Source organism: Shewanella sp. 2_MG-2023 (assembly GCF_030548905.1).
Classification (GTDB): domain Bacteria; phylum Pseudomonadota; class Gammaproteobacteria; order Enterobacterales; family Shewanellaceae; genus Shewanella; species Shewanella electrodiphila.
The window spans coordinates 1-13624 of record NZ_JAUOSO010000022.1 but is presented as its reverse complement, the minus strand read 5'-3'; the positions used below and the strand labels follow the sequence as shown (position 1 = coordinate 13624).

Here is a 13624-nt window from a genome sequence, read left to right as displayed (position 1 = left end):
ATGAAAAAAGCGCCTAACGGCGCTTTTTTTATGTCTGAATTTTACTGAGAAAATTAATGGTAAAGGGATTAAATATTAAAGTTCTAATTATGAGAATAGAGAATAGAGAATAGAGAATAGAGAATAGAGAATAGAGAATAGAGAATAGCAAACTGACGCTAATCGACGTTGAAGCTATAATAAATATCGAGTGATTGGTTCAATGTGCCCGATACCGTTTCTAAGTACAATTGCGACAATATGTAATATCGTACGGTCATTTCGTAACCTGGGTTAAATACCCCGATACCATACTTCACCATTAAGTCTTCGCCAATATAACCACTAATTGCAACGCGGCCCTCATCGTTTGCATCGAGCTGAACATTAGAAAAACCAAACTTTTCAATTAAGCCTGTCGCAGTAGAGCCAATGTTATTGATTGCTCCACCACCAAACTGCGAACCTAATGTCAGTGCAGCTCCCATCATCAAAGCACTGTTTTGTTCATTAGTAGAACTGCCAAACCCAGCGCCAGTCACGATGTAAGATAAAATTTCCGCTTGTTCTTTAGCTGGGCTCGAAAATAACGTCACGATAGGGCGCATTGCAGTACCTGTGACTCTGACACCTGCAGTGAGATCTTCCTCTTTTATTTCACGAACCGCTTCAATATTTAAGTTAGGCACTTCAGTAGGGCCTGAGAACTGCACATCACCTGTGCTTATGGTTAAGGTTTGCCCCATAAACTTATAAGTACCTCGGCTAACTCTAATGTCCCCAAACAGTAAAGGTGGTTTAAAAGCTTGTTGTTGCAACAATATGGTTCCGTTTAGTTTTCCGCTAAGCCCCATACCGTCAATGGATACTTCTGGGCCAAGGTTAATGTTTAAATCTGAGACGATGGCATAAGGGCTAACCCTTTGCTCTTGTTCAGAGATAGAGTCTTTAAATACGACGTCAGATGACACCGCCACACCACCTTCAGCAAGCTGCACAACGGCGATTTCACCCGTTGGAATGTCAACTTTACCGGTTACAGCAAGTTGTTCTTTATTGAATTTGAGATTGATATCTGGGGATACTTGTAAAATAGCAATAGGCGGCTCGATAACAGCCAGTTTGTCGCCGTTAATATCAATGTCACCGCTGAAACTGCCTTGAGGCCAAGATAAAGTGCCATTGATTTGTGCTTGGCCGTCTCCCATCGCTACACTGCCATCAAGCAAGCCTTTTTGCCCTTTTAACGCCATGGCGAGATTTATATCATTAATAAGCGTTGGATTACTGGTGGTTGCAATAGCACCTTTAGATAATGAAATACTGCCTTTAGCCATTGGCTTTTCAAGGTTGCCTTCAAGTGATAAGTCAGCGGCAAATATCCCTTCGAGTGTTTCAAGTTTTGGGAAAAAACCTTGTAAGTGAGATAGGTTTAATGCATCAACATTAATATTGCCTTTTAATGCCCGACTTGGATCTGTGTTGACGGTAACTTGGCTGTTGATAGTGGCAATTTCTTCAGCCTCTACAATAAGTTTTGCTTGCAGTACTTGTTCGTTTAGCGATGCGGTGAGTTGTATAATATCGTAGTGTAAATTGATAAAATCTTTGCTGGTGCGCCTAAGCTCAAGTTGACCTTCTGAAAAATTGATATCAGCATTTGCTTGAAGCTTTTCTGTCTCAGACCAAGTTGCTGAGACTGAAATATCTGAATCCCCAGTCCAAGAGAATTTAGTGGGCAATATAGGCTTTAATAGTAACCCTGGCGTACCTTGAGCAGTTAATTGAATATCCCCCATTTTGCCAAACGTCGCAGGAGTTTCTATGCATAAGTGATTGTTGGGGTGGTTAATACAAAAAGGATTGACGCTACCTTGGCCATTTTTTTGATCCCACATAACCTCCACAATTCTATCAGTGGCCCATGTACCTAAAAAGTGAGTGACTGATAAAGACTTTATCTGTGCATCAAATACTTGGCTATTCTCATCGAATTTATTATCGATAATGGTATTGATAGCGAATTCACCAGCGGTAGAAAACTCAAGGTGTTGTTGATTTAGGTTTCCTGATGCGTTGATTAGCAGCTGTGATAAATCGATTTCTTGCCAAGTAAACTGGTCATTAGTGATATTAAGTTTAAATTGATGCTGGCTTAACGGTAAGTAGTGAGCATTAAGATTTAACAGTTCAACTTCCATATCTAGGTATTCAAAATCAAACACCTTACCTGTGATATCGACAATCGGTTGTTGATCATCACCAGTCACATCAATTTTTGCGTAAATGCCGCCAGTAGATTGGGGCAACCACTGGCTAAGGTCGGGCACAGTAAGCTCTGCGTCGACATCCCAAATTTTATTGGCTTGACCATTAATAATAAGCTCAGCACCTAGTGCGGTTGCATGTAAGTTATCGGCATTGACCGCCAGTTGCTCATTTAACTCAATATTGCCACTGACAGTTAATGGAAACGCATTTAACGAGCCATCGAGCGCGGCATCAGCGATTTCAATGTGCCATGTTTCATCAGCAATGGTGCCCGCAGATGATAATTGACCATTGATGTTACTGGTCAACTCGGTGAGTTCGTATAGATAACTGATTTTCTCTAATTGTAAGGTTTCAGTTTCAAGTTCTGCTTGCCAGCTAAATTCATCTTTGAAGTTAAGTAAACCATTACCTTTGATGTTACCTGCATCAGATAGGATATTAATGCTTGAAATAAAGAGTTGTTCACTTTCAAAACTAATGTTGGCGTTCACATCCAGTAGTGGATGAAAAGGGCTTAATAATTCGGCGTCAAATATGGCTGATTGACTGTTGATATCGCCTTTACTGGTTAACTTATCAATCTTGGCAAAATAGTCAGGCTTATCCAATGGCCACTGCAGATCTGCCTTTGCTATTTCTAATTGATAATTCATTTCAGGACGACTTAAGGCAATAGTACCCTCAAAGTCGATATTGATATCACCAGATGCTGAGGCTTTTACGGCTAAATCATCGAAGCCATTTTCAGCTTGAATGCTTAAGGTTTGATTGGATAACTCAGGAAGCTCTGTGACATTGTTGAGTGAGAACTGAGCATCAATTGTCATCGGGTAATCATCATTTAAACTGATATCGCCAATCAGTTTTGCATCGCCATATTGGTGAGTAACTGCTAACTGTTGAATATCGATTAAGTATTCTACGTAGCTACCTTTTAAGGCAATATGAGCAAAAGTATCTTCACGTTCGCCTAAAAGCATCACACTATCTGTGGTCGTTAATTCATCAACATAGATAGGGAAGGTCATGTAAACAGCCGGCAAATTTGCCATTGCCCATTCTTCTATATCCTGCTTGTCTGTCGCATTATTTTGCTCAGATTTGGCATCAATATCAGTCTCATCAGAGCCAAGTGGAATATCTACCAATAAATCTTGGCTGTGAAGGTAACTGACACGAAGGCCGCTTTTATTCCACAGTGCTTTGCCCTGCAGACGTCCAGCGTTGTAACGCATATCATTGACACTGACTTTGACGTTATTCAAGTCCAATTGGTTAAGTCCGATGATCACTGGCAAAATAAGAGGTGAGGGCTCATCAGTTTCATCAGTATTAAGTGCTGCATCAATTACACTTGCATCTAAGTTTTGTACATTTACGCTTTGCTGATTATCGTCTTGTGTAATGTTGACAGCATTAAGACGTTCAGCATCAATTGATTGTGCTTCAGGTGCTTCAGGAGCTTCAGGTGTTTCATCAAATTCATCGGTTGCAACACGTACATTGACCTTGCTCGCTGTTAAGCTGTCGACACAAATTTGTTTATTGAACAAACAAGTAGGTACCCAGGATAAAGATAAATCTTCAACTTCAACGGATACCCCATTCATTGACCAACTGGCATAATCAAACTCGAGGTGTTTGTTAATGGTGCCCGAACGAATATCCAATTCAAGATTAGGAACAAATTGATTGGCAAGCAAAACACTAATCCGAGCGCCGATAGAGGTGCCAAGTAAGACGGCTACAATGATAAGTATCAGTAAAGGAATGTAGATAAAAAGACGCGTGGACAGTTTAAAAGCACTCCAGCATCTTTTTAAAGCTGACTTTGGCGGTGTCGCCGCAGGAATTGTCCCATTCGTTGAACGTGTATTGTCTGCCGTTGGGGAAGATTTTTCAGTCATTATAGATCTGTCCCCATTGTTAAGTGAATTCGCCAAGAACGATCAATCGTGGTGGTTTCTTTTAGGCCGACACCGACGTCCAATTTGATCGGACCAATAGGTGAAATCCAATGGATCCCGCCGCCGACTGACACAACAGGTTCAAACTGCTCTGTATCAAATGCATTACCCGCATCAACAAAAGTGCCGACTCGCCATGTATCTGTTAAATAGTACTGGTATTCTAAACTACCCACCACGAGATAACGTCCACCTACAACCTGACGTGATACACCGCCTTCAGAGTTGATATATTCGATGTAAGGACCAAGTTCTTGGTAACCATAACCACGAATGGTTTGGTCGCCACCTGCAAAATATCGCAAAGAAGGTGAAATTTGAGCAATCTCATCAGAATCAGCGATATTTGCACCCATATCGAGTCGAGTGACAATGCGGTGACGGTCAAAAAAAGTGTCAATCCACTTAAATTTAGCTTCAATTTTAGTCAAATTAATTTCTGAGCCTAAACTTGAGTTACCGTATTCAATACTGTAGACCTGCCTGAAACCAGATTTAGGGTCGAGTGTATTATCGCCTCGAGTGGTTTTACCAATCCCGATGCCAAATAATAAAAACTTTGGATCATAATCGGTGTCGGACTGGTTATAAAACTCTTGGTTAAATTCTACCGAGTAGCCAAACAACCAATCATTATCTAACCTCTGTTGTCTGATCACCCCTATTAAACGTTTTTCTGACTCAAGCTGGCCCGTGTAATCGTAACTACGGTCATCAGGATTATAGTCCTGTGTTACCCCGTATTTATCTCGTAATAAACCCACTCGAAATTTCAGTTGGTCATCTAAAGGATGAGTCAATGGAATAGTGTAGGTGGTTAAGAATTTAGGTTTATCCGGTGACCACTCCATGGTGGTTTCTTGAGTATGTCCATAGCTGTTAATCTGCGGCATACGCCAAGTGAGTCGTACTCTTGGATCAATCGAAGATTTCTCGGCGTTATTACCAATGTCAGCACCTAAACCCACTTCAAATGAATGTGTCGGGCGCGGGCTTAATTCTACTTTAATAGGTATTTCAGTATTCGACATTCCATCAAGTTGCGGTAAGACTTTAATGCCAGCGAAATACCCTGTATCAATCAGGTTTCGATTTAAACGATTTAGCCGCTGAGTTGAATATTTGGCATGGGGAGCAAACGGGATAAGATTTTCTAAAATATCGTCGTTAACGGTTTGACCTGAAAATTCGACATTACCAATTGAATAGCGTTTACCTGATTCAAAATAGAGGTGGATCCGTGCGGTATTCAAATCTCGATTGACTTCAATGTCTGAGCGTGTGAATGAACCATCAAAATAGCCGCGAGCTAGCGCTAAGGTAACCAGTTGAGATTTAAGCTCAGAGTAAACACCATGATTTAATACATCGCCAGGTTTGATTGTCAGCTGGTTCATCCATCGATTAAAACTGCTGTCATCGAGCATCTCATCACTGAACTTTATGTCTATCCATTCAATGATGGTAGGTTTGCCCTCATCAATCGACACATTTAATGTCCACGGGCCTTTTTCTGCTTCGGTTACTTCAATATCGACTTTTGCGTGATAATGCCCCATCGATTCTAAAGCGGCATTAACATTGTCTTCGACGGTAAATAAGAAGGCACGGCGTTGTACTGCAGAGTTGGGGCTTTCACCCAGATGAGCTCGAATATTCTTGTTAAGCTTGTCAGAGGCACCTGTTAATTTGATATTTAGCCAATCATCTTTTGCCCAAGCGAAATTCGATGCTATCGAAACGAGAGCAACGCAAATGACTAGGCAATACTTAAACGATTTGGATAACAATGAATGAATGCTTATCAACGGCCAATTACTTATAACCTATTGTCGCCAGAATACTGCTAACAGGCAAGGTTATGATTGAAATTACCGCCTGAAATGGTTACAAAGATACAAACCGATCAAGGACTTGCTTAAAATGAAAACAATAACGCTCGCTTTCGCTATTTCAATGACACTTTTTTCCAGTATATCTTTTGCTAATAATGACAAGCCATTTGCATTAGCCATTCATGGTGGGGCTGGTACGATCAAAAAATCCAGTTTTACGCCAGAACAAGAACAAGCCTATCGTGCCAAATTAAAAGAGGCAGTAGATGCTGGCTACACGGTACTAGAAAAGGGTGGTTCAAGCCTTACAGCAGTCACAACAGCCATTAATGTGCTTGAAGATTCACCGTATTTCAATGCAGGTAAAGGTGCGGTTTATACCCATAATGAAGAGCATGAAATGGATGCGTCTATCATGGACGGTAATACCATGAATGCAGGCGCAGTTGCGGGCGTTAAGCACATAAAAAATCCTATTGATTTGGCAAGATTAGTTATGGATGAATCTGTGCACGTTATGTTGTACGGCCAAGGTGCTGAAGAGTTTGCTTTAACCCAAGGAGTGCCATTAGTTGCTAATGAAACCTTTAATACTCAAAAACGCTATGAAGGATTACAGCGAGCTAAAGCTAAAATGGCCGAAGCCAAGAGTAGTGCTGATTACCAAGCGGCGCACCAACAATTAGACACAGAATACAAAGTGGGCACCGTGGGCGCTGTGGCATTAGATAAACAAGGCAACATTAGCGCAGGTACCTCAACAGGGGGAATGACAAACAAACGCTATGGCCGAATTGGTGATGCCCCTGTTATTGGTGCTGGCACCTATGCTGAAAATGGTGTTTGTGCAGTATCAGCCACAGGACATGGTGAATATTTCATCCGTTACCAAGTGGCAGGTGATATTTGCGCTAAAGTGAAATACCAACAAAAATCGATTATTCAAGCCGCTGATGAAGTGATAAACCAACGCTTAATCACTGCTGGTGGAACAGGCGGGGTTATTGCTATTGACCATCGCGGTAATATTGCCACGCCATTCAATACCGAAGGCATGTACCGCGCGACTCGAAAAAGTGGCGAACAAGCTAACATTATGATTTGGCGTGACCAGTAATGAGCCCATACTGTCGTTAATGGTTAGAATGGATTGGGCTTAGCTAAATGAAAAAGCATCAGATTATCTGGTGCTTTTTTATTGTCCATTCAAAGATGCTTTAGTTAAAGAAAGGTTTAATCGAATATCACAATCTATTAATTCAATCATCGCTTTATTAGGATTTTGACTACAATCAATATGAAGACTAAAAATAATACTAGAGCGTGTTGTTAGCTTTTGTTGTTAACTCATGTAGCTTGCGCAAGTAAAGGTTTAAGGGGTATCACTATGGATTCAATCAAAATCTCAGAATATATGGATCGTCAGCCAGTTTTATTAAAAGCCAATATGTCACTGGCTACGGCGGTGGAACATTTATTAGGCAAGAATAAAGCAGGTGCTGCAGTGGTTGATAATGACGGCGCCTTGGTGGGCTTTTTATCACAGCAAGATTGTTTATCTGTGATGCTTAAAAGTAGCTATCACTGCGATATGACAGAAACAGTGAAAGATTGTATGAAGACAGATGTATTAACCGCATCACCTGATGGCAGTATTTTACAGTTAGCAGAACAAATGCTTGGTGCTAAACCGAAAATTTATCCTGTAGTACAAGGCTCGAAAGTTATCGGTACCATTAATCGTACCGATGTACTCAAAGCAATGAATATCTATATGCAGCAATGTTACTTAACGCCTGCATAATCTAAGTATTTACGCCGCTGTTTTTTTTAAACTAATACCATTCAGTCTAGTTCCTTGCTAGGATCGCAGTTTTTGAAATACTTGCTAGGAATTAGATTTGAATTCGGACCAACACCCGCTCTCTAAAGCATACCTAAACTCTTGTTATCAAACCGATGCAGCAAGAATTCGTCGTCGTTTGTATCAATTAAATAAAGAGCCTCAGTCTGAAAAGAAAGATCAAGTCTTAGCAAAGTTAACCGAGCAAGCGACTCAAGCTTATGAAAAGGCGCAGTTAAGGCTTAAAAATAGCCCTGCAGTGACCTATCCAGATGCGTTACCTGTTTCACAAAAACGCGGCGATATTGCCGATGCGATAGCCAATAACCAAGTGGTGATTGTTGCGGGTGAAACAGGCTCAGGTAAAACAACCCAGTTACCAAAAATATGTTTAGAGCTGGGCTTAGGTACCCGTGGATTAATTGGTCATACCCAACCTAGGCGTCTTGCTGCCCGCAGCGTCGCTAATCGCGTTGCTGAAGAAATTAATAGTCCGCTAGGTGAGGTTGTTGGCTTTAAGGTGCGTTTTGCTGATTCTATTAGTCAAGATAGCTACGTTAAACTGATGACTGACGGTATTTTGCTTGCAGAATTGACCTCAGATAAATTCTTAAATCAGTACGATGCGATTATTATCGATGAAGCCCATGAGCGTAGCTTAAACATTGATTTTATTTTAGGGTATCTAAAACAAGTTCTTAAAAAACGTCCCGACTTAAAAGTGATTATTACTTCGGCAACTATTGATGTCGAACGTTTTTCAAAACACTTCAATAATGCGCCCGTCATTGAAGTCTCGGGCCGTACATTCCCTGTAGAAACCCGATATCGTCCATTGGTGCGCGATACCGATGCTGACTTAGATGTCAGTGATGGCATTTTCTCAGCGGTTGACGAGTTGATTGCTGAAGGCCCTGGCGATATTTTGATTTTCATGAATGGTGAGCGAGAAATTCGTGACACCACTGAAATGCTGCGTAAGCAGAAATATCGCGATACTGAAATTTTACCGCTCTATGCGCGTCTGTCTTATGGCGAGCAATCAAAAGTCTTTAAGAGTCACATAGGCCGTCGTATTGTATTAGCAACTAACGTCGCCGAAACGTCATTAACCGTGCCGGGTATTCGCTATGTGATTGACCCAGGTACCGCCCGAATTAGCCGTTATAGCTATCGTACCAAGGTACAACGTTTACCAATTGAGCCGATTTCACAAGCCAGTGCTAATCAGCGACAGGGGCGTTGTGGTCGTGTTGGTCCAGGTATTTGTATTCGTCTGTACGATGAAACTGACTTTATTCAACGTCCTGAATTTACCGATCCTGAAATTTTGCGAACCAATCTTGCTTCAGTTATTTTGCAAATGCTCGCGATTGGCTTAGGAGATATTGCTGGTTTCCCATTTATTCAGCCGCCAGAACAAAAACATATTCGTGATGGTTTTTTACTTCTAGAAGAGTTGCAAGCCGTTAAGCAAAAGCGCAAAGATTTAGTATTGACTAATCTGGGGCGTAATTTAGCGAAAATACCGTTAGATCCTCGCTTAGCACGTATGGTGCTTGAAGCTAAAGATATGAATTGTTTACATGAGGTAATGGTGATTGCTTCAGGTTTATCGATTCAAGATCCGCGCGAAAGACCGATTGAAAAGAAGCAAGCCGCCGATGAGTGTCATCGCCGTTATGCCGACAAGGACTCAGATTTTGTCAGTTGGGTGAACCTTTGGGATCATATTAAAGATCAAAAACACGAGCTATCAGCAAGCCAGTTTAGAAAACAATGTCGTGAAGAGTACCTAGCCTATTTGCGTGTACGTGAATGGCAGGATTTATACACTCAAATAAAACAAGCGGTTCATGATTTAAAGTGGCGTTTAAATGATACTCCTGCTAGCTATGACGACCTGCACAAAGCCTTATTATCAGGTTTGTTAAGCCACATTGGTTTTAAAGATGCGAATAACGAATATTTAGGCGCGCGTAATCGTAAGTTCTTTGTATTCCCTGGTTCTCCTTTGGCGAAAAAAGGGCCAAAGTGGATTATGGCGGCTGAAATGACCGAAACGTCTCGCCTTTTCGCTCGTTGCTGCGCCAAAATTCAGCCAGAATGGTTAGAACCATTAGCGGCGCATCTCATTAAGAAAAACCATTTAGAACCTCATTTTGAGGCCAAACCAGCCAGTGTTATCGCCTTTGAAAATCAAGTGCTTTATGGGCTGACAGTGGTGAATCGCCGCAGAGTGCAATATGGCCCAATCGATCCTGTGGAATCACGTGAAATATTTATTCGCAGTGCATTAGCTGAAGGGCAATTACAGACTAAAGAACCTTTCTTTATCAAGAATCAGCAACTGCTGAATGATATCGAGTCTCTAGAGCATAAGTCTCGTCGCCGCGATATCTTGGTTGATGAGCAAGTGTTGGTGGACTTTTATGATCCATTAGTCCCGCAGGGTATTTATAACGCGCCATTATTCTTTAAGTGGTGGAAAGAAGCCCGTAAGCAAAACCCTGAGTTATTAGATTTCAATCAAGATTTATTAATGCAGCGCAGTGCAGATCATATTTCAGCATTGGATTTCCCTGAAGTGTGGCACAAAGCCAATTTAGGGCTACAAGTGAGTTATCACTTTGAGCCAGCAGCTGTTGATGACGGTGTGTCAGTGCATATTCCGGTGGCGTTAATCAACCAAATCGACACTGATGATTTTGATTGGTTAGTACCAGGGCTTAGAGAAGAAAAAGTTGTCGCATTGATTAAGTCACTACCGAAAAATCTACGCCGTAATTTCGTACCCGCACCAGATTATGCCCGCGCATGTGTACAAGCAATGGAGCCGTTTTCGATGCCTTTGCTTGATGCGATGTGTAAGCAGTTACTTCGTATGACAGGTACTCGTATCAGCGGTGATGATTTCGATTTAACTCAGTTAAACGCTCATTTAGCCGTTAACTTCAAAGTTGAGGATGATAAGCATCGCCTTGTGGATCAAGGGCGCGATTTAGACAGCCTTAAAGATAAATTACAAGGCGTTGTGGCAAAAGCGATTCGTAACGTGGCTGAAGATGGTATTGAAAAGAAAGAGATAACCACTTGGTCATTTGGTGATTTACCTAAGCAATATCAAAAACGTAAAGGTAATTATGAAGTTAAAGCTTATCCGGCTTTAATTGACGAGAAAAGCCAAGTATCAATTAAGTTGTTTGATGATGAATTTGAAGCTGAGCGTCAACATCGTATTGGTTTACGCCGCTTATTACTGATCAATATACCGTCTCCTGTTAAGCATTTACAAAAGGCGCTGCCAAATAAAGCTAAACTTGCGATGTATTTCAATCCATTCGGGCAAGTGCAATTGCTGATTGACGACATTATTTCTGCATCGGTGCAGCAGCTACTTGATGAGAAAAAATTAGATGTTCGAAATGAAGCGCAATTTGAACAAGCTAAAGATTGGGTTAGACAAGAGCTAAACGGCTATGCAGAGCAAATTTCACTGCAAGTTGAGCAAGTATTGACGATTTATCAGCGGATTAAAAAGCGTTTAAAAGGCAAGATCAGTTTAGATATTGCTTTTGCAATGAGTGATATTAATAACCAGCTGGATAAATTGGTATTTAAAGGCTTTGTTGAGCACTGTGGCTGGAGTCGATTAGCCGATGTCGCTCGTTACTTAAAGGCGATTGAAAACCGCTTAGATAAGTTACCCGTTGATCCTACTCGTGATAGATTGCACATGCAAAGCATTGCTAAAGTGGACGACTTGCTTAAAGCGCAGCTGGCTAAAGTACCTAAAATGCAGCCAATTCCTGAGTCTTTATTAGAAGCTCGTTGGATGATAGAAGAGTACCGCGTATCTTGTTTCGCCCAAGTCCTTGGCACAGCTTATCCTATTTCAGAAAAACGGATTGTGATGCACATAAATCAAGTTTAACGACTCAGAGATTTATCACCTAAATGATAATTAAGCGAGTAATAGTCTGTACGCTATTATTCGCTTTTTATTATCTTAAACAAAAAGACCTGTTGTTAGTAGATTGTGTGGTGAGATGATTGAATGTGACATAAGTATGCTGCTTTCGTGATCCTTTTTGTAAGACTTACAGTTTTACCCTACTAAAAAGCACTATAAAACGAGTTATTTACAAATTGAACATACATTTCTGAAAGTTTTTTGTAATTATTGGTGGGATTGGAACTATATGCTTGGTATAATCAGAACCAAGAAGTAATGATGGCTACTGCTTCTCTGTAAAGGAAAATGTCACCCCCTAAATAATAGACATTCCTTACCCCCTACAAAACGACCTTAGGTTGATAGGAGTTACTATGGAAGTTCATGAATACGAAAATGCTTATTATCAAGTAAAAGATGACGTTCTAGAGTCACTACCTACTGATGAAGAATAAGTAGATTGAACTAATACTATTAGCTCTTTCTCAAGCATAAAAAAAGCAGCCTAGCTGCTTTTTTTATGCTTAAAATTTGATTGTTTACAGTTAAAACCTTCGGTGTTCTATCTGTGACGATTTCTAAATAATGACATTTATTAATGCTTCTTGTTGTCACAGTAACGCGATATGAAAGCTAGTGCATGTTATAGGTCTATACGACCTTTCTCAGTTAATACTTCAACTATCGTCCAACGTTTGCCATTTTTTACCAGCTTAATGGTGCGGTCATCTACCCAAGGGCTACCACCACGTAAACCCTCCATCTTTACCTTTACATCAACCTCGTCGGTGAATTTTCGAAAGAAGTCGATGTCGATATCATCAATACTCATATTGACGTCAGTCATAGACAAACCGAGTACATGCCGCTGTACCGCAGAAGCGATATGGTAATGAGACATGATATCTTTGAGTTCTTGGCTTACATAGACTTTGGCTTTCTCTATATCACGCTCAACATAGATTGCAGTAAAAAAACCAATGGAGACCTGTTCAGGACTTAAGGCTTTTTCTAATCTGCCTTGTTGACTGTCTTCTGCTGGAGAGCAAGCCGTTATGAGTAATAAGCTGAAGATGACAAAATATTTATGCATGATTTTATTGCTGTTTCTACGTGATAAGTCAGTATCGCTATTTCAGAAGCTAGAAACAAGTTTCAAACTAGATTTTGCAAATTTTGTATAAATATCTTGACTGATAAAAGCAGATATGTCATACCTTAAGAGTAGTTATAAAATAAGTATTATTATCCATTCCTGACTTGCTGATAAAGTTTGGTGGATAACTTTGGGTTATCCACAAAATCTGTGGACAACTTTGTTGAATACTATTGGCCGTGTTTGTAAGGTTATAATATTTAACAAGTTTAAGGGGTGGTTAAAAAATAACACCCTTCAGTTTACTTGTGTAAGTTTTTAAGATTATCTCAATATTTCTTCTTTTTTATCCTCTTTTTCCCTTGCAATTATATTAAAACTACTTTCTGAAATACCATTATTAACTCAGTTTAATAACGTGATATTTATCCCAAGTATGATGAAACTTTTTTTACCCAAACTCTGCGGCTGAATGCCTATTTGTTGATAAAAGCTTATTGAAATGACAGTTGCTTTGTAGGAATGAGAAGTGTTCTTTTGAATTGAAAGTGGTTTATTAAGATGAGAATCAATTTGGTGAATTGCATAATAGGTTAGCTCTCTATTCTCTATTCTCTATTCTCTATTCTCTATTCTCTATTCTCTATTCTCTATTCTCTATTCTCTATTCTCTAT

The 13624-nt window shown here is 40.3% G+C and carries 6 protein-coding genes; 3 read left to right on the top strand and 3 right to left on the bottom strand.

From position 1 onward, the window contains the following. Positions 1-158 precede the first annotated feature (158 nt). Positions 159-4160 (bottom strand): translocation/assembly module TamB domain-containing protein, encoded by a 4002-nt coding sequence (locus Q4600_RS18470; RefSeq protein WP_303517425.1) that lies wholly within the window; start codon positions 4158-4160, stop codon positions 159-161. Beyond that, complete coding sequence (locus tag Q4600_RS18465; protein ID WP_303517424.1) at positions 4160-6010, bottom strand: autotransporter assembly complex family protein; 1851 nt, start codon at positions 6008-6010, stop codon at positions 4160-4162. The genes Q4600_RS18470 and Q4600_RS18465 overlap by 1 nt, the downstream gene beginning before the upstream one ends. A gap of 166 nt (positions 6011-6176) precedes the next feature. On the opposite strand from Q4600_RS18465, the gene Q4600_RS18460 reads away from it, so the two are divergent. The 3 genes from Q4600_RS18460 (at position 6177) to hrpA (ending at position 11832) form a co-directional block, all read left to right on the top strand. Next, on the top strand, positions 6177-7172 hold the full coding sequence (locus Q4600_RS18460; protein WP_229370000.1) for an isoaspartyl peptidase/L-asparaginase family protein: 996 nt from the start codon (positions 6177-6179) through the stop codon (positions 7170-7172). A 270-nt stretch (positions 7173-7442) separates the two neighbouring features. Continuing rightward, the gene (locus tag Q4600_RS18455) at positions 7443-7859 is read left to right on the top strand and encodes a CBS domain-containing protein (RefSeq protein ID WP_102527104.1); all 417 of its coding nucleotides are present in this window, start codon (positions 7443-7445) and stop codon (positions 7857-7859) included. Between the two features lie 97 nt (positions 7860-7956). Beyond that, entirely contained in the window at positions 7957-11832 is a 3876-nt protein-coding gene (gene hrpA, locus Q4600_RS18450) for an ATP-dependent RNA helicase HrpA (RefSeq protein WP_303517423.1), read from the top strand. Positions 11833-12496: 664 nt separating this feature from the next. Here hrpA and Q4600_RS18445 read toward each other — a convergent pair. After that, positions 12497-12946 (bottom strand): hypothetical protein, encoded by a 450-nt coding sequence (locus Q4600_RS18445; protein WP_102527101.1) that lies wholly within the window; start codon positions 12944-12946, stop codon positions 12497-12499. Between the last annotated feature and the right edge of the window lie 678 nt (positions 12947-13624).

Excerpts from the sequence above, each read along its gene's own strand:
- Q4600_RS18470 (WP_303517425.1), bottom strand. The coding sequence starts at position 4,160 with ATGACTGAAAAATCTTCCCCAACGGCAGACAATACACGTTCAACGAAT.
- Q4600_RS18460 (WP_229370000.1), top strand. The coding sequence starts at position 6,177 with ATGACACTTTTTTCCAGTATATCTTTTGCTAATAATGACAAGCCATTT.
- Q4600_RS18455 (WP_102527104.1), top strand. The coding sequence starts at position 7,443 with ATGGATTCAATCAAAATCTCAGAATATATGGATCGTCAGCCAGTTTTA.
- Q4600_RS18445 (WP_102527101.1), bottom strand. The coding sequence starts at position 12,946 with ATGCATAAATATTTTGTCATCTTCAGCTTATTACTCATAACGGCTTGC.